The organism is Nocardia sp. NBC_00403 (genome assembly GCF_036046055.1).
GTDB lineage: Bacteria > Actinomycetota > Actinomycetes > Mycobacteriales > Mycobacteriaceae > Nocardia.
The window spans coordinates 7,818,150-7,839,677 of record NZ_CP107939.1; the positions used below are offsets into that span (position 1 = coordinate 7,818,150).

Sequence of the window (21,528 nt, forward strand, 5' to 3'; positions counted from 1 at the left end):
CGACGGAGCGAGGGCAGTGCCATGACAACCGAACCAGCGACGAGCGACCGAGCATTGTCCGAGCGACTGGTGCCAGCACGGTTCGACCGCGCCGAGGGATACCGAATGCTCGACGCGCTCCAAGATGAGGCCACCCAGCTGGCCACGCTGCCCGGTCTCGAACAGCTCGCGCCCGGCTTCGCCGACTGGCTGGTAACGGCCCTGTTCGGCGGCACCTACCAACGCGAGGGGTTGTCGCTGCGCGACCGCCAGTTGATCAACCTGGCCGCGCTCACCGCGCTCGGCGGTGTCGACCCGCAGCTATCTGGGCACGTCAAAAGCTCACTGCGGGTCGGCATGACCCGCACGGAGATCATCGAGGTCTTCGTCCACCTCGCGCCGTATATCGGCGTGCCGAAAGCGCTGGCCGGATTGCGGGTGGCGGCAACCGCTCTCGCCGACGCCGAGCAGCAATGAGTGCGGCCATCCGGACGGTGCTCGGCGATCTCCGACCGGAGCACCTCGGCGTCTGCGATGCCCATGACCACCTGTTCCTCAGCTCACCGATGTTGCCCGGCCAGGAACTCGACGATCGCGCGGCAGCGCTCGCCGAACTGAACGCCTTCGCCGCGCTCGGCGGCCGAGCGGTCGTGCAGTGGACGCCGTGGGGCATGGGACCGCGGACCGAGATGCTGCGTGGCCTCTCCCGGCAATCAGGCGTGCAGATCATTGCGGCAACCGGCCTGCATCAAGCCAAACACTACAACCGCGACGAGCTGGACCGCGTCTACGACGGACTGGCCGGATTGTTCGTTCACGAGCTGACCGGTCCCGGCGTGCGCGCCGGAATGATCAAGATCGCCGGCGCCTATCACCGCATCGATGACCATGCCCAGTACGTCGCGACCGCCGCGGCCGAGGCACATCACGACACCGACGCACCCATCGGTGTGCACCTCGAAGCCGGATCCGCGGGCGTGGAAATGTTGAACCTCCTGTGCGGCACCCACGCCGTGCCGGCACACCGCGTAATCCTCGGACATCTACATCGGTTTCCCGACAATAGAATTCATCGCCGAGTCGCCGAAGCGGGCGCCTTTCTGTCATTCGACGGCCCGTCCCGCGCCCACCACAGCACCGACTGGCGGTTACTCGACAGCATTGCCGCCCTGGTAGACGCGGGTTACGCGCACCAGATCCTGCTGGGTGGTGACACGGTGACCGCAACAGCCAGATCCAGCGCCGATGGCCCCGGCATGCCGTTCCTGCTGAGTGGGCTACGTCCCCGCATCACAAGGGAACTGGGCCCCGACATTGCCACCGCCCTCTTCGTCGACAACCCCGCCCGCGCGTTCGCGGCACACTGGCGATGAATCCGGGCCGGACTTCCGCATCCGCATCCAGGACGCCCGGTCGTTTGCTCGATCCGAGAATCACTGCGGCCCAAGTGAACTGTGATGACCGGTTGGCGATGTCGGCGAATATGCACCGAACAGATACTCTTCCGGCACTCGACAGCCGATAGCTGTTCCCTCTCCTGAGCCACGCTCGACACTCACGACCGACCCACCCCCGCGGCCCGGTCGCTCAGGGAAGGAGCCGGGACATGACAGTACCGGCCCGACACATCCACATCGAATCCGGCGCACTGACTCTGGACTACCGCGCATCGCCCGAACAGGCCCAGAGCGTGGCCGATGTACTGGCCCAAGGTTTTCCGGAGCTCAGGGTCACCGTCGACGACGAGCTGCGCGACGATCTGCCACCACTGCCGTGTGCTCGATTGCGGGACTGAGGGACTCGCTCGGAACTGCAGGCCACCCGTGTTCGCCTGATTCACCAGCCGAGCAAACTGACACCACGCGACGGGAATTGCTGGTCGCCGGGGATCCGGAATAGCCCGTTCGGCACCTGAATCCGCAGCGGCTCCAGCCACCAGGTGGTCTCGCTGGTCGAGGCCTCGGAGCACGCGAGTCGACCGGCCTGCCGAGGGTGCGAAGCAACACGCGGTAGACCCCACAGCGAAAGTTGGGGCCGCCCTTCCTAGAGTGGGGCAACAAAGAAGCAACTTCCCGAAGGACGGCTCGACTAAAGCAGCAGTGACGACCGATCGCGGTATCGGTGGATGGGTAGACGATGGTGATGGGCAGTAGTGGCGTTGAGCAGCGGCCGATGAACCAACCGACACGCACGCGACCGGTCCGCTCGCGGCGACCACGGGTAGTCAATCTGCCGCGACTACTGGCGGCGGCCGTCGAGGCCGCTCCCGACGGTACTGCGGTGTCGTGCCGGCGATCGGAGCTCAGCTATCGCGAGCTGGATAGCGCATCCTCCCGATTGGCGCGATTGTTGATCGAACGCAAGGTCGGCCCTGGCGATCTCGTCGCGCTGGCAATCGGATCATCGATCGAGTCGGTGTCGGCCATGTGGGCGGTCGCGAAAACCGGCGCGGGATTCATTGTGGTCGACACGAACACCGCCGCCGAACATGTCGCCCAACTGCTGGCCGACTGGAAACCGGCGATCGGCCTGACCGCGGGCGCGGGCAACCTGCGCGGCTCGGCCCAGTGGCTGATGCTGAACGACCAGGATTTCCAGAACGAACTCGCCCTGTCGTCGGCCGACGAGGTGTCCCACCAAGAACGACTACGCCCGATCCGCGCCGAGGACATCGCCTACGTGACCTTCTCCGTCGACGCGCCAGGGGTGGTCGACGCCGTCGCAGTGACCCAGGCAGCGGTCGCCGGAATCTGCGCCCGCCGGGGCGAACGCCTGCCGACCTCCGACTCGATGACGGTGTTCCTGTCCACCGCCTTCGCCTGCGGCACACCGTTCACCGTGCCGACGACGCCACTGCCCTGGACAGAACCCATCCGAGAGCGCCCTGCCAGGATCGATGCCGTGCCCGACCGCGCGTTGGACATTCGGACCCACCGACTGGCCCGCAGACTGGTCACCATGTCCGCCGATCGATAAACGGCGCTACCGTCCGCGTCAGACCTGCTGCACGCGCGCGACCGGACGCCGGTATCGGCCTGGCGGAGTGCCGTATTCGCGTTTGAAGGCTTTGGCGAACGCGAATTCGGAGGTGTAACCGACCCGTCGGGCCACCGCGCTGAGCGGGGCGTCGGATTCGCGGAGCAGTCGTCCGGCGGTCGTCATCCGCCACCAGCTCAGGTAGGTCAGTGGTGGCTCGCCGACCAATGTGGTGAAGCGCTGGGCGAAGACCGAACGGGAGAGGCCGCTGCGCGCCGCGAGTTCGTGCACGGTCCATGGATGAGCGGGTTGGGCGTGAATGCCTTGCAGGGCTCGTCCAATTGCCGGATCGGTCAGTGCCAGTGCCCATCCCGAGGATGCCGGGTCGCCGGTCTCGGTAACGGATCGGTCGTCTATCCATGCCCGCAGGATGTACAGCAGCATGGCGTCGATCAGCGCGGGCACGATTCCGTCACCCCCTGGTCGCCGACCCTCGAGCTCGGTGGCGAGCAGATCGATCAGGTGGCGCAGTTCGCTGTGCTTCGCCGACCGCGCCGGCAAGTGCACCAGATCGGGGAGCTCGTTCATCAATGGGTGCGACCGGGTTCGATCGAGTTCGTAAGCGCCACACAGCAGAACCGAGTGCGCCCCCGATCCGTCGATGCGGACCTGCCCGATCGTCGAGGAAGGGTCGGCACGTTCGGGGACGAACTCGACCTGCGCGGTTGCCGGATCATCGGCGAGGGCGTGCGCGCTGCCGTTGCGAAGGAAGACCACATCACCGGGGCCGAGCGCGAGAGGTGTTGCCGCACCGTCGGACAGCAGCCAGCAGGTGCCCTGCATCACGACGTGAAAGGTGGTGCCGGTGACCGCGGGGAACCGCAACCCCCACGGTGCGCGCACGTCGGTACGCGCCGAACGGGTTTGCCCGGTCCGCATCGCGGCGAGGGCGTCGGAGAGGACATCCATACGCAACATTCTATGACCATCCATCCGGAGATCAGGACGAACAAGCATATTTTCCGGATTTTGCAGCATTGAGCATCCTGGCCACCAGCCATAAGTTGATCTCAGTACGGAAAACAACGAATGCACAGGGAGAACGACAATGACTGTTCTGGTACTCGGAGCGACCGGCAAGACCGGACGGCCCGTGGTCGACGCACTGGTCGCGCGCGGCGTGAAAGTCGTTGCGGCCAGTCGAAATCCCGGCCGGGCAACCGACGGCATCGAGACCGTCCGATTCGACTGGGCCGATCGCACCACCTGGGAGCAGGCACTGGCGAACGTCGACGGACTGTATGTGGTCGGCCCTTACGCCGAGCCGAACGGCGCGGTGCTCGTCCGCGAGTTGCTGTCCGCAGCACCACAGGTACAGCGGGTAGTCCTGCTCTCGGTCCTCGGCGCCGATCTACTTCCCGACGTGGTGTTGATGGCGGGCTGGGAGGCGGATGTCCGCAGCTCGGGCAAAGAGTGGACGATCCTGCGCCCCAATTGGTTCCAGCAGAACTTCGGCGAAGGGTTCGCCACGCCACTGCGCGAATACAGCACCCTCGAGCTGCCTGCCGCCGATGCCGCACTCGGCTTCATCGATACCCGCGACATCGCCGAGGTGGCCGCCGCCGCCCTCACCGAGCCGGGGCACGCTGGACAGATACATGTCCTCACCGGCCCCGAATCTCTTAGCCACACAATGGTTATGGCAATTCTGGGCGCAGCAGCGAGCCGGGAATTCCGGTACACCGCGCTGACGGCCGATGAGTTCGCGGCGCGGCTGCGCGCCGCCGGTGCCGACGACAACTCGATCACCTGGCAACTCGGCCTGTTCACCCTGATTCGCGACGGCGTGAACGCAATCGTCACCGACACCGTCGAGCGCATCACCGGCCATCCGGCCCGGTCGCTGGCGGCCTACGCCGCCGAGCACGCGGAAGCATGGCGGAAGGGTCCGGTCAACCGATCGGAACGACCGTAATGGCTTGTTCCGCACTGCTGCCCAGGTACCAGGGCTTGCCGTCCGGGGATGCCGGGAGGGTCCAGGGGCGGCGGAGGTCGACGACGGTGCGAGCACGGGTGTCGATGCCAGAACTGTGGCACCTACTTGGATGCTGACGTGGGCACGACTGCCATCCGGCGGAAACCGCCGGGCGATCTCAGCCGGCGGCCTGCATCCGGACACCCGGGTGATTGGCTCGAACGTTCACCGCAGCGAGTTCGACCGTTCGTTTTATCCGGCGCTCCCTTGTATCCGTACGCTTGGCGGTGACTATCCATTCCAGGATCAGCCGCTTGGAGGAGGGCGGGAAGCTCTCGAAGTTGGTCCGAGCGGCGTCATTTCGGTCGAGCGACGCGCGCAGGTCATCGGGTACGGCCCAGCGCTCGCCGTCCGTGACCACTTCCCAGGTTCCCTTGGCCTTGGCCAGCTCGATCAAGGCTTGACCGTGCTCGGTCATCAGCCCCTGCTCGATCATGTTCGCCGCGCGCTCCCTGTTCACCCGGCTCCATGTGCTGCGCGGGGTGCGCGGGCTGAACCGCAGCTGCGAGCTGTTCGCGTCGCGTCTGCGGTGCAGCCCGTCGATCCAGCCATAGCAGAGTGCGTGTTCGATCGCCTCGTGGTACCGCAGGCTCGGCACGCCGCTGTCCTTGTGGTGGATGACCAGCCAGATTTCCTTCTCGGACTGGCTGTTCTGGGCCAACCAGGTACGCCAGTCGTCGATTGTGCTCGCGAAGAAAATGTTCATGACAGCCATCCTCCAGCACAAAGTGCTCACCAAATGAGCACTTTGTTAGGACGATCTTCAACGCGGAAAAAGGCCCGGTCCGTGTGGACCGGGCCTTTCGAGCGGGACTGATGCATCAGCTTACGAACCGCGCGGTGCTATCGAAGGCTCTGAAATCGTGGTCCGTGCGGTGGGCACCCGCACGACCGGACGCACTCGCAGCCGTTGGTCAGTCCTGTTTCCAGACACCCGACGCAACCGCCTCGCACACGAAATCGGCGAAGTCGACCGGGTCACGACGCAGCAGACGACGGACGGGGTCGGTCACCTTTGCGTTAGGGCTATCCAGAAGCGTGGCGAAGATGTCGATCATCACGGCCACCTCCTCATCCGGCATATCGAAATCCGAGGTCAGCACCGCACCGAACTGCCCACCCGTGACAGGAACATAGGCGACATCCCGGTTGGTCTCCTTCGCAATCGCCTCGGCCGTGTCACCGAAAGTCAGCAACCGGGGACCGGTCAATTCATAGTTCCTGCCCGCGTGCCCGTCCTCGGTCAACGCGGCGGCCACGATATCCGCGAGGTCACCGGAATCAATGAAAGGCTCCCACACCTGACCAGCAGGGAGCGCGACCCCACCGGCGAACACCGCATCCGTGAACACACCCTCGTCGAAATTCTGGTTGAACCACGCCGCCTGCAGCACAGTCCATTCCGCACCGCTGTCGCGCACCGCCTGCTCCGCAGCAGCAGCCTGATCCTCACCGCGAGCCGACAGCAACACCAGCCGACCGACACCGTTCGCCACAGCCAGTTCACTGAACGCCCGAATGGTGTCGCCGGCGCGGGAGTCCCGATGTCCGGGGGTATACATGAGGAACACCGCCCCCACATCCTCGAGCACCGCCGCCCAGGTGCTGCGGTCCTCCCACTCGAAAGCGACCTCCGCCGAACGGGAACCGCTACGGACTGGGAAACCCTTGGCCGCCAAGCGATCCGCCACCCGGCGACCCACCTTGCCGGTGCCCGCGGTCACAAGAACGGTCTGAGCTGCCGTCTGATTCATCGTTGATGCCATGCCCTGATCCAAATTTCTCGTTGATGTCACGCCCTGGTCCAAACGCCGCAGGATCGCCAGATTATTGATGAAAGACTCAGCTCCGTGTCTCCACGTCGCAGCAGAATAACCCTCTCCCACAGCTCATCTCGCCGCTGGGCATAGTGCGAGAGGCTCCATGCCGTAGCCACGAACGGGGCTCGACGTCGGCTACGAAACCCTATGCGCCTCGGAGCCCGGTCGGAAAAGGTCGGCTCGCTAGCGATCTGAGTGATCCTGTGCTCGAAAGGATTTCGCTGCAGGTTCCTGGTCACGGAGACGTTCGACGTGTCGAACCAGGCCGAACTGCTCGTCTCGGGCGCTCTGGTGTGGGGCAAGTCGACGGGCGGAATGACCTGCTGGTCGAGAGCACCGGTCAGCCGATCCGGATCCTGGGCCTGGAGTCCGCGTCCCCGAAACAGCAGGGCACCGATCAGATCAGTAGGCAGGATGCGGCGGCGATCACGCCGGGGACCGTGTTGACCGTGGAGCCCCTGGATCGCGCGAGGGGGACGGTTCGACCTCCGCTGCGCCGGATTGATACTGCTGCGAGGATGGCCATCCCGCTCAACCCGTCGGACTCCGGCTGGTTCCGGGGCGATATGGGAGGCGAATTCTCCACTTGCGGATCAACCCGGATTTCCCCAGTGTGCCGATCTATTCTCTGCTGGTGCAGGCCGACGAGGTGGTCACCTTCGACGACCTGCCCGCGGCCTGGACCCGCACCAACGACCTCACTTGGCCCGAGTCCGCCACCCGCCCGGACCACGACGACTGAGCAGAGTCGTCGTCACCACGAGCCGCTGCCGGACCCACTTCCGGTGCCCGGCAGGCGCCAGCCGCCGTACCCGAGCCAACTCGGGTAGCCCGGATAACTCGGGTAGCTGGGGTAGCTCGGGAACAGCGGGTAGCTGGGGTAACTGGGGTAGCTCGGCTGGTTCCAGTAACCGTGACCATAACGGCCGTGGACCAGGTCGACGTGCTCGGACTCGGCCACAGCCGAACCGGCGACGGCCGAATCAGCGACAGCCGAATCAGCGACAGCCGGGGCGACTGCGGCGGTAATCGGCATGAGCGCTATCGCGGACACCACCGCGATGCGGGCAACCACTGGCCAGGCACGCCCAGTGCGGTTTTCTCGACCCATGGGAACTTCCTCATTTCGGTACGAATAGCAATCGACGATCTAGGCGGGCTCGAAGTCGATATCCTCCGCGGAGCGGAGCCGGGCCCATACGATCCAATGTACCGCTATCCAACGGCACGTTCAATAGGTCAATTTCTGCGGAACCCGCACCCGGGCAGCTCCGACGCCGTTGACCAGCGCACTTCGACTTCAAACGCGACATTTGTCATGCAAATAGACTAGCGGGCCATTGGATAATGGCACATCAGAGGATGTCGTCAAGGGCTGAGAGTGGACCGCACCGTGGCCGAGGCGCGCGGACCCCGAACCAGCGCTCTGCCGACAGCCAGCACTGTCATGCAGCCTGAACAGTCATCCGACGAGACCTGGCGTCGACCGCGAGTACACCCGAAGCGGCACCTGGAGTACTTGGAAAGGTAGCAAGATCAGGCAGGCCGGGGCTGTTCCTGTCAAGACTGGAACCACTGGCCAGGATTGCACCCACCTTGCCGATCGGCTCCATCAATGCCTTGACGTCAGTGAAGATTTCCTTCAGGTCGCTCAGCATTTCTGCGAATGAGAGACCGTCCCGTGCGATATGCCGCAGGGCGGCAGGAACGACATGTGCGGCGGCAGTTCGCCATCACAACACTGTTGAGTGGTAGCCGGGCCACGCTACCACTCGCTCATCGGCGGTATCGAACTGGTCGCATCGCCAATCACGTTGCAGGGTGGGATCTTCCGCGGCCCGCCTGGGGTCCACGGCGACCATCTACCCCCCGATCGAACCCCGGAAACTGAATCGCACGTTCCGGAGTGCAAACGGGCTCATAACACCTCCCATCGCCACGTCCGCGCCCGCATCGAACACCCCTTTGCCCGCAGGAAGACCTGGAAGACCCCGCGCGACTGGACGTGGTCAACGGCCAACGCGAGGCTTTCAAGCCCCGCGCTGCGGTCCAATCCATCGCAACGATCGAGCCGAACCGCAGGACGACGTCGATCGACGTGGCACCCAACGACCGCAACTTGCGTGGCGACGGATACCGCGTATCACCTTCGTCCCCATGGTATTTCGGCAGAAAGTCAGGTGATTGCGAACCCGAAGGCCTCCCCCGAACTCATCGGGTAATCATGACACGGCCCTACCCGGCCGAGCACATCGCCGCCGCAGGTGTCGACGCCGTCACCACACCACATGACGAAATACCACCAATACCAGCATAATCGCTGGTACCGAGGGTATTGGTCAGTGGGCCCAACGCTCCACAACCTGAACACCCCGACGGCCGATAGACCAGAGATTCGGATCAGGCCGGTAGGCATTCGGCAGGTAAAAACCATGGCGTGAACTGCTGAAAGTCACCGAGTTGTCGGCGATCGGCGCTGCGCTAGCGCATCGGAGACCACCGCGCACCACAAGCGTCGGCTAGGGTCGTTCGCTCGGTATGCGGCTATGAGCGGATGTCCAGTGGGCGTCCTTCCTTGCCCGATTTCCCGCACTGAGAGCTCGCTGATCTTGTTGCCGAGCCTTGACGCAGGCCCGCACAGCGAGCTTGCGAGCTGGACCGGGGACCCAGGATCTGCAAACGGCGTGGGTGACCAGCAGCGAATCGCTTGCAACAATCGAAGTTTCAATCCGTCGCGATACCTGGGGCCCGTAGTCCCGAAGCTGTCGGCGTGCCGGGTGCGGCGAACGTAGCACTGTCAGCTCGGCGATGCCGGTTTCTCGCCTGGGAAAAGGATCGGGCTGATCAAGTACGGTCTGCGGCCCGGCCCGGGCTGGTTCGCCGCGAGGGGTGCGACGAGGTCGCGGAAGCCGGTGAGCATGGTGTCGAGCTCCTCGGGGCTGAGCCAGAGCGTGGCTTGGCGGTAGCCGACCGCGTCGGCGCCGGGGTCGGCGTCGGCTTGATCGAGGTAGGCGTTGAACTCGGCGATCAGGACGGCCATGGCGGCCGCGAACCCTTGGCGGTGATCATGCGCGGTCATCGCGCTGCTCGCCTCGGGGGAGACGGTCGGGCGGTCGGGTCGCAATCGGTAGGAACGTTCCACCGCGCCGCGCACGCGTCGCTCGTCAGCGATCTCGAGCATTTCGCCCTCCATGAGCAGGCCGAGCTGCCGGTAGACGCTAGTCCGGGGCACATCAGGCATGCGGTCGCACAACTCTCCTGCGGTGCGTAATCGGCCGCCCGACAGTGCGTGGATGATGCGCAATCGCACCGGGTGGAGCAGCAACTCGGTCGGGTCCATATCGCAACTATCCCACATATGGTACCGTTCCCAAAGTTGGTATTGGATGGGAAGGGTGACCGCGATGCGGGATGTTCCTGGGCGTCGAATGATGGTGAACGGCACCGAGATCTACTTCGAAGAGTCCGGCACCGGGGACACCTGGGTGGTGTTCGAATCCGGTGGGGGCGCCGGGCGGACGCTCTGGGATCGGGTGGTCCCGTTACTGGGGGAAATCGCGCATACCGTCGTCTACGACAGGGCCGGTCGCGGCCGCAGTGGCAGCGCCGCCGAACCGCAGACCATCGACGACATGGCGGCCACCCTGGTGGCGTTGGTCCAGGCGCTCACGCCGGGGCGGGTGATCCTGGTGGGCCACAGCATGGGTGGGCTGATCGTCCGTCGCGCCGCCGAAACGCTGTCGCCAGCTGGGCTCGTCCTCCTCGACCCGACACCGGAAGCCGCTCCGAACTACGACAATTGGGCGCCGACCGCCAAGAAGACCGACCGCATCCTCGCCGTGCAGCAGGCACTGAGCCACTTTCCACCGCTCATGCGGATGCTGACCCGCTCCTACGGGCGCAAGTTCCCCGCCGACAGCTACGCGACCATGCTGGCCGAGGACTTCACCCCCGCCGGGCTCGCCACAACCCGGCACGAGATAGCGGCCGTCACGGCGGCGATCGACGAATTCCGCCGCCACCCACCAGAACCGCCGAAATCCGGCATCATCGTCATCTCGGCGATCCACGCCGCCCGCTACCAGGCCCGCAATCTCGACCTCATGCGCGAATACCAGAACAGGTACGCCGAACAGGTCGGCGGGCAATACGAGGACGCCGTCTCCGAGCACATCATCCCCGCAGAGCGACCCGAGCAAATCGCTGCCGCGGTTCGCCGACTGGTGAACGCTTAGCATCTCGGGAGCAGGCGATGGAGCAATCCGGCAAAACCGAGAACCCACGACACCAATCACCCGAGTTCAAGAGCGAAACGTCCCTTCCGAGCTACATGGCCGGTCCCTACGCACCGGTTGATAACGAGATCGATTCGATCGAATTGGAAGTGGCCGGTGCATTGCCCGCCGAGCTGGATGGACGGTACTTCCGCAACGGGCCGAATCCGTTGCCGGGCGAAATAAGCCCCCACTGGTTCGTCGGCGACGGCATGCTGCACGGCGTGCGGCTGCGCAATGGACGGGCACAGTGGTACCGCAACCGGTGGGTGCGCACGCTGAAGCTCGACCGGGGTTCGCCGCTGCGCGAGGACGGCAGTCTCAATCGGGCCTACAGCACGGCCAACACGTCGATCATTCGCCACGGCCGACGGCTGCTTGCACTGGTGGAAGGCAGTTTTCCGATCGAAGTCACGCCAGATCTGGACACCGTCGGCGCGTGCGACTTCGCGGGCGCCTTGACCACCGCTATGACGGCGCATCCGAAGCAAGACCCGATCACCGGGGAATTGCACTTCTTCGGCTACGACATGCGACCACCGTTCGTCACCTACCACCGGCTTTCCGCCGCGGGCGAATTGGTGTTCAGCACCCCGGTCGACGTGCCCGGGCCAACCATGATGCACGACTTCGCGATCACCGAGAACCACGTAATCTGGCTGGATCTCCCTGTCACCCTTCAGTTCTCGGGAAAAGGCCTGCCTTTCCAGTGGAGCGACGACTACGGCGCACGCATCGGTGTGATGAGCAAGAACGGCGGCCCCGTGCGCTGGTTCGAGGTGGAACCCTGCTACGTCTTCCACGTCGGCAACGCCTGTGAAGACGGCTCGGGCCGCATCATCCTGGACGCGATCCGATACGACGCGACGGCATGGAACTCCACGTGGCCCGCTTTGGCAGGAGAAACCCCCTCGCCGGGTACCGGCCGCGGTCAGCAGCTCTACCGCTGGACGCTCGACCTCGCGACCGGCCGGGTCGCCGAACAGCCGCTCGACGATCGGTCGGTGGAGTTCCCGACCGTCCACGCCCACCACGTCGGCCGCCCGAACCGGCACCTCTACGCGGTCGAGTGCGAAACCATCGTCAAGTATGACGTCGATACCGGCAAATCCACTGTGCACCAGCTCGGTTCGGGCTGGAACGCGGGCGAAGCGGTGTTCGTCCCCGCGGCCGACGCGCACAGCGAGGACGAGGGCTGGCTGATATCCCTCGTCATCCACGACGACACGAACGTGCCCTCGCAGCTGCGGATTCTCGACGCCACCGCCGTCGAAACCGGGCCGGTAGCCGCCGTGCGCCTGCCCCGGCGAGTGCCAATCGGATTCCACGGCAACTGGATCACCGAGGAGTAACGGCAGGCAGTACCGGGCTCGCTCAACTCGGCATGAGCGAGCGTTTACCCCCGCCTGCCCGGAGTGTGTCGGGCCTTGAAGGCCCTGGATAGCTCGGAACAAGCGACGCTGAATCACCGCAATGTATTCGCGCAATGCCACACAATAGCGAAGCCGCAGGTCGATGACCTGCGGCTTCGCTGTTCAGTGGAGCTGCCGGGAATCGAACCCGGGTCCTCCGCCGCGTCTTCAGGGCTTCTCCGTGTGCAGTTCGCTAGGTCTCTGCTCGGATCTCCGGGTCTCGCGAACAAGCTCGGATGACGATCCCAGTCACTGTTCGATGTCCCGTCCGACTCCGTGACCGAGCCGAACGGTAATTCCCTCTAGCTGATGCCAGTACCCGGGTCGAGGGACGAACCCGGACTGACAGAGACGACCTGGCTACTTAGGCAGCGAGGGCGTACTCGCGCTGATTGGAATCGGCGCTTAATTGGTTGCAACGACGCTTACGGTGGTCTCTTGCCTGCACCGACACGCTTCCCCTAAATCTACGTACAAAGTCGAAACCGTTCAGCCCCATACGTCCCGACACCTTGTCGGGCTAGTCATGTTAACACTCGGCGATGCCTGATTCATTCCATTATCCGGGTGGGTCCTGTGGTGGTCAGTTCGCAGCGATGAGGCCGACCGCGACGAGCGCGAGCAACATGCCGACCTGCTGCATGCGACCCACCCGTTCGCCGAGCAACACCATCGCCAATAGCACGGTCGCGGCCGGATAGAGCGAACCGATCACACTGACGAGCGACAGCAGCGATCCATGGAAGGCATACAGCAGCGCCGCGTTGGCGATGGTGTCGAGGACGCCGATGTAGGCCGCCAATCGCAGTGGTTCGCCGCGCAACGTCTGGAACTCCCCGGCGGCCAGCGCGGTCAGCCACACCACGGTGGTGGCCGCGACACGCTGTGCGACCAGTGGCCATAGCCCCGCGCTCGCGTGCGTTTCGTGGAGAAAGAAGAACGCGAAGCCGAAGGCCGCACCCGATCCGACGGTCAACAGCGCAACGCTGCGGGTGAATCGCAGCTCGCGACCGCCGGTGATCTCCTCGGTGACATCATCCGGCGCTTCCCGGCTGACCAGCACGACGGCCAGCAGCGCGAGCGCGATGCCGCCGAAGGCGAGCGCGCCGGGACGTTCCCCGATCACCAGACCGGCCAGCACCGGAATACCCGCAACCAGTACCGCAGTCAACGGCGATACCACCGCCATCGGGCCGCGTGCCAACGCCGCGTAGAACCACCACACCGCCAAGCCGCTGGCCACTCCCGCCGCCAGGCCCCAACCCATCGACGCAAGGTCCGGGTTGCCGCCGACCAACGGCGCGAGGGCAAGCACCAACAGCCCCGAAATCGGATAGGAAACAACGACTATCCGCAGTGCGGTTACCCGCCGTGCCGCCACTCCGCCGAAGAAGTCGCTGACTCCGTAGCCGGCAGCAGCAACCAACGCCAGCAGGACAGCTGTCACCGCATGCCTTTGACCCGCCGCCCCAGCTCGCGAGTGACCTCACGCTCGGCTGTGCGCCTGGCGAGATCTTGCCGCTTGTCGTAGTCCTGTTTGCCCTTGGCCAGCGCGAGCTCGACCTTCACCTTGCCGTCGGAGAAGTACATCGACAACGGCACCAGTGTCTGGTTGCCCTCACGCGACTTGCCGACCAGCCGCTCGATCTCGCGCTTGTGCAGCAACAGCTTGCGTACCCGGCGCGGCGAGTGATTGGTCCAGGTGCCGTGGCTGAACTCCGGAATGTGCAGCGCGCGCAGCCACACCTCACCGTTGTCGACGGTCGCGAAGGCATCCACCAGCGAGGCCTTGCCCTCGCGCAGGCTCTTGACCTCGGTACCCACCAGCGCGATCCCGGCCTCGAAGGTTTCCAGGATCGTGTAGTTGTGCCGCGCCCGGCGGTTGGTCGCGATGACCTTGCGCCCTTGTTCCTTCATAACGAGAAGCTTAAAGTGACGCCGCAACGGGATTATTCCCAGGTCGTAACCCGCTGGCTACCGCGGCGCGTGCTATCCGCCCGGTCGCAGCATCAGGTACACCAGCAGCACGGCGACGAAGGCGGCCACGAGTAGGACCGTCGAGGCGCGCGGCAGGGCAGGATGGCGGCGCAGCGGTGGCGGACGATGGCGCAGCCACACCGATTCGACCGAGGGGTCGTGGGTGCTGCGTTGATACGGCAGCGCATCCCCGGCATCGCGAGCAGGGTAGTCGACGGAGCCGCCGGACGCGTCGTCCGCTGGGCCATCACCGGTTGCCATACGCAGCACCGTAGCCGCCGGACCGAGGCTGCGCCGGAATTACCGGGTGGCGCAATGCGATGGGAACTCAGGCGAGACGGCGGGCGAATGCCTCGTCGGCTCCACCATTTGCGAGGTCGACGGTGACAATCCTCAGGTCGGCCGTGCTCGCGGTGAGTTCCATGACCATGTAGCCGAGCTGGTGATAGTTCTCGAACAGCACAGGATGGGTGCCACCCGGAGTCAGCTTCGGCTCCGCGCCAACGGTTTTGGCGGCGGCGCCGGAGATGATCTGCCGGGTGCCCTTCGATTCCGAGGTCGGCTCGAGCACCTGCAGCGAGTGGTCGTGTCCGGACAGAATGAAGTGGCACTTGCCGACGACATGGTCCTCGAAGAACCGCTTGGCGTGGATGCCGTTCAGCGGCTCGATCGCAAGCCCCTCATAGCGGCCGGCGTCGCCGCGCGGACCGTTGTTGAGGTAGGGCTGGTGGGTGCAGGCGATCTTCCACTTCGCAGGGGACTCGGTGATGGCGCGATCCAGCCAGGCGCGCTGCTCGTTCATGAACTGACCGTCGACCGTCCAATACGGGTCGAACAGCGGCGGGATGTAGGAGGCCAGCGGATTGATGTCGAGGACGAAGAACTCGACCACCGGATTCTCTTCGGGTAGCCGCACCGAGTAGTACCGGCTCGGCATCCACCAGCGTGCGGAGTGCGCGTGATACTCGACCTCGTTGTTGCCGCGCAGCAACCAGCCGCCGTCGCCGCCGAAGATCGAGCTGGTGTCGTGGTTGCCGAGCACCATCAGCCACGGGAAATCCAGTCCGGCATTGGGGTTCTCGAACTTGTCCGCGAACTGGACGTCGACACCGCTGTTGGGGCCGCTCTCGTAGATGTTGTCGCCGAGGCCGAGCGCCAGCGAAAACGGTTGGCGGCGATGGTGTTCGCGCATGGCGTCGGCGACGGCCCACTGGCTGCGGGTGCCGGTGCCCGCATCACCGGTGACGAGCACACGCACGGTGCGCTCGGCAGGAAAAGCGAATTTGGACACGCCCGCCTCGACCGGCACGGCATCGGCGGGCGAAAGACCCACCAGCGACGCACCCGCCGCAGCGGTCGCCGCGCCCGCTAGAAAGCCCCGTCGCCCGATCCTGCTGTCACCCGTCACGCGCTGTCCTCCACTCATGATCGACACCAGATGTCCCGGCGCCCATCCTCACCTATGGCGAAGGAGGATGGGCACGCGGTCCCGCAGCACTCGGTGCATCGATATTCCAGTAGTGGATCCCGCGGTCGCGCGAGGCGTCATTTGCCGATGGCCGGCTGCTTGTTCCGATCCAGACCGAGCGCGTCGGAGATGGTGAAGAACATGTCGGTCTGGTCGGTGAGCCCGACAACATTCGCGGCGCGCGGACCGTAGGCGGCGACTCGCACCTGGGTACCGGTGTGCTCCTGGGAACTGCCTTCTTCACCGTTGCCGTAGGAGATGCCGATCTCGGCGCCGTCCTTGGTGAAGACCTTGCTGGTCAACGAGGCGGACTTGGTGTCGAGCGGCACGATTTGGCTGGCCTGCGCGTGGTCGGCGGTGACGATCACCAGGGTATTGCCGTCGTTCTCGGCGAATTCGAGAGCCGCCTGCACCGCCTCGTCCAGATCGACGGTCTCGCCGACCTGCCCGCACGGGTTCGCGGCATGGTCCTGCTTGTCGATCGAGGCGCCCTCCACCTGGAGGAAGAAGCCGTCCTTGCGGTCCTTCAGCAAGTCGATCGCCTTGCGGGTCATGCCGGCCAGATCGGGCTGAGTGGCGGGCCGGTTCGCATTCGGGTGGCAGGTCTGCGCGGGCAGGTTCAGCCCGTCGCGCACGGCCTTCGCGCCGTCCCAGCGGATCGGCAGATTGCCCGGGGCGAACAGACCGAGCAGCGGTGTGTCCTGGTCGGCCTTCGACACCGCCTCCAAACCGGCGCGATCGGCGACGAGGTTGTAGCCGCGCGCCTTGGCTTGATCGTGCAGCGTCTGTCCCTGCCATTGGCCGGCAGCAGCCTTCTGTTCGAAGCTCTTCGCGCCACCGCCCAGTGTGATGTCGGCGCGGGTGTTGAGCAGCTGTTCACTGATCGAGCCGAGGCCGCCCTGCTCGAGCGCGTTGGTCGGGCATTGCAGCGCCGTTTCCTCGGGGCCATAGCACCTGCGGTAGGTGACGTGCGCGCCGAGCACAGCGGGTGTCGCGTCCTGGAGCTCGGCGGTGGTCACGTTTCCGGTGGCCTTGCCGTTGGCCTTAGCGATCTCCAGCAGATTGGCCCGTGCGGCGCCGTGGAGGTCGACACCGATGGCTCCGTTGTACGTCTTGGTCCCGGTCGCCCAGGCGCTGCCGCTCGCCGCGGAATCGGTGGCGTAGTCCGGCTTTCCAGTGGCCTTGTCGAGGGAATAGTGCGTATAGGAACCGGTGAGCGGCAGCGCGTCGATGCCCTTGAAGTAGCCGCCCGCGCCCTCGGCTACGTTGCGCGCCACCGTGATTTCCGAATCGCCCATGCCGTCACCGATCAACAGGATGACGTTCTTGGCCTGATTGCCGTTGAGTGCGGCGCGCAGCGCGTCGGTGCGGTCTCCCGTGGTCCGACGAGCGCCGCCGTGCTGACTCGGGTCGCCGGTGGCAGCAGGGGTGATGAGCTCGCCGTTGCCTCGGCTCGTGGATTCGGAGGACCCGCAGGCGGCCAGCACCCCGACGAGAACGGCGGCACCGATGACAGCACCGGCACGGAGCCGACGAGGCGTGGAGGGCGACCAGACAGCGGGCATAAGCGAAACTCCATCGTGTTCGTAGATAGCTCGGACGCGCCGAGCTCGGTGATGTCGCAGGAACGAAGAGACACCATCGGCAATCAGTCGGTTACCGAGCGGTTGGCCACTCAGCGCCGCGACTACCTGCGCCGATTGCGGTCGGCATCCGAAATATTCAGCAGCACAGCCACTTTCAGGTGATCCGAGGAGCGGAACCCGCGCCATGCGTAGATGGTCATGACGTGCAGAATGTCACTCTGCTGCCAAGACCTCCAGCACCTGTTCCCCATACTTGGCAAGCTTGTTCTCGCCGACACCGGCAACCGTGCCCAACTCGGTCAGGCTCTTCGGCTTCCGGCCTGCGATCTCACGCAACGTGGCGTCGTGGAAGACGACGTAGGCGGGCACGCCCTGCTCCTTCGAGGTCGCCGCACGCCATTCACGCAGCTTCTCGAACAGGCCGGCATCCGCCGGCGCGAGATCGGCGGGCGGGGTCTTGGCCGCTTTCGCCGACCGGGCGGCGCGGGCCGGGGTGGCGCGCTCCGGCTCCCGACGCAGCAGCACCTGCCTGCTGTCGAACAGCACTCCATCGCTCGCTTCGGTGAGCGTCAGCACGCCGTAGTCGCCGTGCACAGCCAGCAAACCTTGGGCGAGCAATTGCCGCACCACCCCACGCCATTCGACGTCACGCAGTTCCGTGCCGACCCCGAAAACCTTCAGCTCGTGGTGATCATGCTGCAGCACTTTGGGATTCTTCTTGCCGATCAGGATGTCGACGATGTGGCCGGCACCGAAGCTCTGGCCGCGTTCGCGTTTCAACCGCAGCACCGTGGACAACACCTTCTGCGCGGCCACCGTGCCGTCCCAGGACTCCGGCGGAGTCAGGCAGGTATCGCAATTGCCGCACGCCTGACCGGGTTGTCCGAAGTAGGCCAGCAGCTGGGTACGGCGACATTCCACGGTTTCACACAGTGCGAGCATCGCGTCCAGATGTAATTGGAGCTGCCTGCGGTGGGCGGCATCGCCCTCCGAGGCGTCGATCAATTTGCGTTGCTGCACAACATCACTGAGGCCGTACACCATCCATGCCGTCGACGGCAGCCCGTCACGACCCGCGCGGCCGGTCTCCTGGTAGTAGCCCTCGACCGATTTCGGCAGATCCAGGTGCGCGACGAACCGCACGTCGGGTTTGTCGATGCCCATGCCGAAGGCGATGGTGGCGACGACGATGAGTCCGTCCTCACGCAGGAACCTCGACTGGTTCGTCGCACGAGTGCGCGCGTCCAGCCCAGCGTGATAGGCGACGGCGCTGATCCCATTCTCGTTGAGGAAGGCCGCGGTCTTCTCCACCGAATTGCGCGACAGGCAGTAGACGATGCCGGCATCCCCGGCGTGCTCGGCCTTGATGAACTCCAGCAGCTGGCGCTCCGGCCGGTTCTTGGGCTCGATCCGGTACTGAATATTGGGCCGGTCGAAGCTGGCGACGAATCGCCTGGCGGAGCCGAGCTCGAGGCGCTGAATGATCTCGTCGCGGGTCTTGTCGGTGGCGGTCGCGGTCAGCGCGATGCGCGGCACCTCCGGCCAGCGTTCGTGCAGCATCGACAGGCCGAGATAATCCGGTCGGAAGTCGTGACCCCACTGCGAGACGCAGTGCGCCTCGTCGATGGCGAACAGCGCTATCTTGCCTCGGTCCAGCAGATTCACGGTCGAATCCAGCCGCAGGCGTTCCGGCGCCAGATACAACATGTCCAACTCGCCCGCGACGAATTGAGCTTCCACCGTCCGCCGCTCGTCCGGGAACTGGGTGGAGTTGAGGAACCCGGCCCGCACACCGAGGGCACTGAGCGCATCGACTTGGTCCTGCATCAAGGCAATCAGCGGTGACACCACCACGCCGACACCAGGACGCACCAGTGCAGGCACCTGGTAGCACAGCGACTTGCCGCCGCCGGTCGGCATCAGGACCAGCGCATCCCCACCGCCGACCACATGCTCCACGATGTCCTGCTGATCACCGCGGAATCGGTCGTAACCGAACACCCGTCGTAGAACCTGTTGCGCCGCACCGGATTCGGAACCGGGATCACCATCGGTCGGCATGCCGTGGCGACTGCTTGCAGGTCGCTCGAGAGGACCGGTCGCGAGAGTATCGGGGGATTCCACCCGGCCCATCCTACGAGCGCCGTCCGCCGGCGAAGGCCGCACACCGGGCCCGAACGCGAGTGACACTGCCGGTACTCCACATGTGCACAACGAATCTCGTCATCCGCGCTGTCGGCTCCGCCAAACCGCGGAACGCCGGAACCCAAGGGGCGGACTCTGCCCCACAGATCCCGGCGTGCACGGAGGTCACGACGCTATTCGCGGACGTAGTAGCGCAGCGTGGCGTAGGCGGTGACAGCGGCGAAGACCACACCGATCGGGGCGATGGTCAGCGCGACCACCGCGATGTCGTCCCCGGTGACATGCGGAAAGACATTGCTGTCGAACAGCTGCCCGAGCGCCCGATCGACCACCATGGGACGCGCGATGAGCAGGCCGAGGATCGCGAGCACCGAGCCGATGACCGCCGCAACGACCGCCTCCAGCAGGAACGGCAGCTGTGTGTACCAGCGCGTCGCGCCGACCAGCCGCATGATCCCCACCTCCTCGCGGCGGGTGAACGCAGCGATCTGCACCATATTCGCGATCAGCATCAGCGCCGCGAGCGCCATCACAAGAGCCAAACCGAATGCCGCGTTGCGCAGCCCGTCGAAGATGCTGACCAGCCGGTCGACGATCTCCTTGTCGTTGAGGACCTGCTGCACACCGGGCCGCGCATGGTACGTCTGGAAGATCCGCTCGTACTGATCGGCATCGGTCATCTTCACCCGCAACGAGGCGGGCAGCCGGGTGTCCTGGATCATGTCGATCATCTCGGGCTGGCCCTTGAAGGTCACCTCGGTGGCTTCCTTCATCGCTTCCGTGCTGTTGACGAACTGGACCGACACCACGCCGCCGGTCTTCTTGAGTTCCGACATCAGCGACTGGCAGGGCGCCTGGGAGCACTCGAGGTCACTCGCCGAGACATCGTCGGTGAGATACAACCGTATCTCGACCCGATCCATGAAGTAGTTCTCGGTCTTGTCGGCGATCCGCACCGCGAGCAGACCACCGCCCAGCATGGTGAGCGACACCGCGGTGGTGAGGATCATCGCGATGGTCATCGTGACATTGCGGCGCAGGCCGGTGATGACCTCGCCGAACAGGAATCCGAAGCGCATTACCGGCCCACCCCGTAGACACCGGTCGCGTCATCGCGCACCAGACGCCCGCGATCGAGCTCGACCACCCGCCTGCGCATCGCATCGACGATGTGGTTGTCGTGGGTGGCCATCACCACCGTCGTGCCGGTGCGGTTGATCCGCTCCAGCAGCAGCATGATGTCGCTGCTGGTGTCGGGATCGAGATTGCCGGTCGGCTCGTCGGCGAGCAGCACGAGCGGATGGTTCACGAACGCCCTGGCGATCGCCACGCGCTGCTGCTCACCACCCGACAGCTCGCTGGGCAGCCGATCGGCCTTACCGCCGAGACCGACCATGTCGAGCACCTCGGGGACCGTGCGGTCGATGAACTGCTGGCGCTTGCCGATCACCTCCAACGCGAACGCGACATTCTGCTGGACGGTCTTCTGCTGTAGCAGCCGGAAGTCCTGGAACACGCAGCCGATGCGCTGGCGCAACTTCGGCACCCGCCGCCCCGGCAACCGGTCGACCCGGAAGTCGGCGACCTGTATCTCACCGGAGGTGGGCGCCTCCTCCTTGAGGAGCAGGCGCATGAAGGTCGACTTGCCGGAACCGGACGGTCCGATGATGAAGACGAATTCGCCCTTGTCCACATCGACGGTGATGTTGTCCAGCGCGGGTCGCGTCGAGGTCTTGTATGACTTGGTGACGTTCCGCATGGTGATCACGGGGAGCCAGTGTAACCAGCAACCGGCTGACCACTGCATGGCCGAGGACCGTCCACGGTGTGCGGACGCTGCCCGCGCCTCGGCCTCA

At 65.2% G+C, this 21,528-nt stretch carries 22 protein-coding genes and 1 other RNA gene; 8 read left to right on the top strand and 15 right to left on the bottom strand.

Annotation, left to right across the window (positions count from 1 at the left end; translation table 11 throughout):
- Positions 1-21 precede the first annotated feature (21 nt).
- The 4 genes from OHQ90_RS35105 to OHQ90_RS35120 all read left to right on the top strand — a co-directional run bounded on the left by OHQ90_RS35105 (position 22) and on the right by OHQ90_RS35120 (position 2,955).
- Positions 22-456 (top strand): carboxymuconolactone decarboxylase family protein, encoded by a 435-nt coding sequence (locus OHQ90_RS35105; RefSeq protein WP_442941249.1) that lies wholly within the window; start codon positions 22-24, stop codon positions 454-456.
- Entirely contained in the window at positions 453-1,352 is a 900-nt protein-coding gene (locus OHQ90_RS35110) for a phosphotriesterase family protein (protein ID WP_328404974.1), read from the top strand. Before OHQ90_RS35105 ends, OHQ90_RS35110 begins: the two co-directional genes overlap by 4 nt.
- 233 nt (positions 1,353-1,585) lie before the next feature.
- Complete coding sequence (locus OHQ90_RS35115) at positions 1,586-1,774, top strand: hypothetical protein (RefSeq protein WP_328404976.1); 189 nt, start codon at positions 1,586-1,588, stop codon at positions 1,772-1,774.
- Between the two features lie 377 nt (positions 1,775-2,151).
- A complete protein-coding gene (locus OHQ90_RS35120) occupies positions 2,152-2,955 on the top strand; it encodes an AMP-binding protein (RefSeq protein WP_328404978.1) in 804 nt (267 codons plus the stop codon).
- 18 nt (positions 2,956-2,973) lie between these two features.
- On the opposite strand, the gene OHQ90_RS35125 is transcribed toward OHQ90_RS35120, so the two are convergent.
- Positions 2,974-3,924, bottom strand: coding sequence for an AraC family transcriptional regulator (locus tag OHQ90_RS35125; protein WP_328404980.1), 951 nt, complete (start codon positions 3,922-3,924; stop codon positions 2,974-2,976).
- 139 nt (positions 3,925-4,063) lie between these two features.
- Between OHQ90_RS35125 and OHQ90_RS35130 the strand changes: the two genes are divergently transcribed.
- The gene (locus OHQ90_RS35130) at positions 4,064-4,930 is read left to right on the top strand and encodes an NAD(P)H-binding protein (protein WP_328404982.1); all 867 of its coding nucleotides are present in this window, start codon (positions 4,064-4,066) and stop codon (positions 4,928-4,930) included.
- 178 nt (positions 4,931-5,108) lie between these two features.
- On the opposite strand, the gene OHQ90_RS35135 is transcribed toward OHQ90_RS35130, so the two are convergent.
- Positions 5,109-5,696, bottom strand: coding sequence for a YdeI/OmpD-associated family protein (locus tag OHQ90_RS35135; protein ID WP_328404984.1), 588 nt, complete (start codon positions 5,694-5,696; stop codon positions 5,109-5,111).
- A gap of 208 nt (positions 5,697-5,904) precedes the next feature.
- Positions 5,905-6,756, bottom strand: coding sequence for an SDR family oxidoreductase (locus OHQ90_RS35140; protein WP_328404986.1), 852 nt, complete (start codon positions 6,754-6,756; stop codon positions 5,905-5,907).
- 667 nt (positions 6,757-7,423) lie between these two features.
- Here OHQ90_RS35140 and OHQ90_RS35145 point away from each other — a divergent pair.
- The gene (locus OHQ90_RS35145; RefSeq protein ID WP_328404988.1) at positions 7,424-7,552 is read left to right on the top strand and encodes a hypothetical protein; all 129 of its coding nucleotides are present in this window, start codon (positions 7,424-7,426) and stop codon (positions 7,550-7,552) included.
- Between the two features lie 12 nt (positions 7,553-7,564).
- Here the strand turns inward: OHQ90_RS35145 and OHQ90_RS35150 are convergent, their stop codons facing one another.
- The 3 genes from OHQ90_RS35150 to OHQ90_RS35160 form a co-directional block, all read right to left on the bottom strand.
- Positions 7,565-7,921, bottom strand: coding sequence for a hypothetical protein (locus OHQ90_RS35150; protein WP_328404990.1), 357 nt, complete (start codon positions 7,919-7,921; stop codon positions 7,565-7,567).
- Positions 7,922-8,255: 334 nt separating this feature from the next.
- On the bottom strand, positions 8,256-8,468 hold the full coding sequence (locus tag OHQ90_RS35155; protein WP_328404992.1) for a hypothetical protein: 213 nt from the start codon (positions 8,466-8,468) through the stop codon (positions 8,256-8,258).
- Between the two features lie 1,139 nt (positions 8,469-9,607).
- Positions 9,608-10,150 (bottom strand): helix-turn-helix domain-containing protein, encoded by a 543-nt coding sequence (locus OHQ90_RS35160; RefSeq protein ID WP_328404994.1) that lies wholly within the window; start codon positions 10,148-10,150, stop codon positions 9,608-9,610.
- A 64-nt stretch (positions 10,151-10,214) separates the two neighbouring features.
- Here OHQ90_RS35160 and OHQ90_RS35165 point away from each other — a divergent pair, with 64 nt between their 5' ends.
- A complete protein-coding gene (locus tag OHQ90_RS35165; protein ID WP_328404996.1) occupies positions 10,215-11,045 on the top strand; it encodes an alpha/beta fold hydrolase in 831 nt (276 codons plus the stop codon).
- A 95-nt stretch (positions 11,046-11,140) separates the two neighbouring features.
- Entirely contained in the window at positions 11,141-12,436 is a 1,296-nt protein-coding gene (locus OHQ90_RS35170) for a carotenoid oxygenase family protein (protein WP_442941519.1), read from the top strand.
- A 184-nt stretch (positions 12,437-12,620) separates the two neighbouring features.
- Here OHQ90_RS35170 and ssrA read toward each other — a convergent pair.
- The 9 genes from ssrA to ftsE all read right to left on the bottom strand — a co-directional run bounded on the left by ssrA (position 12,621) and on the right by ftsE (position 21,440).
- Positions 12,621-12,993, bottom strand: a transfer-messenger RNA (tmRNA) gene (gene ssrA / locus OHQ90_RS35175).
- Between the two features lie 86 nt (positions 12,994-13,079).
- Positions 13,080-13,943 carry an EamA family transporter gene (locus OHQ90_RS35180; RefSeq protein WP_328404999.1) on the bottom strand — a complete coding sequence of 288 codons (864 nt, stop codon included), beginning with the start codon at positions 13,941-13,943 and terminating at the stop codon, positions 13,080-13,082.
- Positions 13,940-14,413: an SsrA-binding protein SmpB gene (gene smpB, locus OHQ90_RS35185; protein WP_328405001.1), complete on the bottom strand. Its 474-nt coding sequence runs from the start codon at positions 14,411-14,413 to the stop codon at positions 13,940-13,942. The genes OHQ90_RS35180 and smpB overlap by 4 nt, the downstream gene beginning before the upstream one ends.
- Before the next feature lie 72 nt (positions 14,414-14,485).
- A complete protein-coding gene (locus OHQ90_RS35190) occupies positions 14,486-14,734 on the bottom strand; it encodes a hypothetical protein (RefSeq protein ID WP_328405004.1) in 249 nt (82 codons plus the stop codon).
- Between the two features lie 67 nt (positions 14,735-14,801).
- On the bottom strand, positions 14,802-15,899 hold the full coding sequence (locus OHQ90_RS35195) for a metallophosphoesterase (protein ID WP_328405006.1): 1,098 nt from the start codon (positions 15,897-15,899) through the stop codon (positions 14,802-14,804).
- 119 nt (positions 15,900-16,018) lie between these two features.
- Positions 16,019-17,506: an alkaline phosphatase gene (phoA, locus tag OHQ90_RS35200; RefSeq protein WP_328405008.1), complete on the bottom strand. Its 1,488-nt coding sequence runs from the start codon at positions 17,504-17,506 to the stop codon at positions 16,019-16,021.
- A gap of 234 nt (positions 17,507-17,740) precedes the next feature.
- On the bottom strand, positions 17,741-19,588 hold the full coding sequence (gene recQ, locus OHQ90_RS35205; RefSeq protein WP_328405010.1) for a DNA helicase RecQ: 1,848 nt from the start codon (positions 19,586-19,588) through the stop codon (positions 17,741-17,743).
- 257 nt (positions 19,589-19,845) lie between these two features.
- The gene (gene ftsX / locus OHQ90_RS35210) at positions 19,846-20,751 is read right to left on the bottom strand and encodes a permease-like cell division protein FtsX (protein WP_328405012.1); all 906 of its coding nucleotides are present in this window, start codon (positions 20,749-20,751) and stop codon (positions 19,846-19,848) included.
- Entirely contained in the window at positions 20,751-21,440 is a 690-nt protein-coding gene (gene ftsE, locus OHQ90_RS35215; RefSeq protein ID WP_328405014.1) for a cell division ATP-binding protein FtsE, read from the bottom strand. The genes ftsX and ftsE overlap by 1 nt, the downstream gene beginning before the upstream one ends.
- Positions 21,441-21,528: the final 88 nt, after the last annotated feature.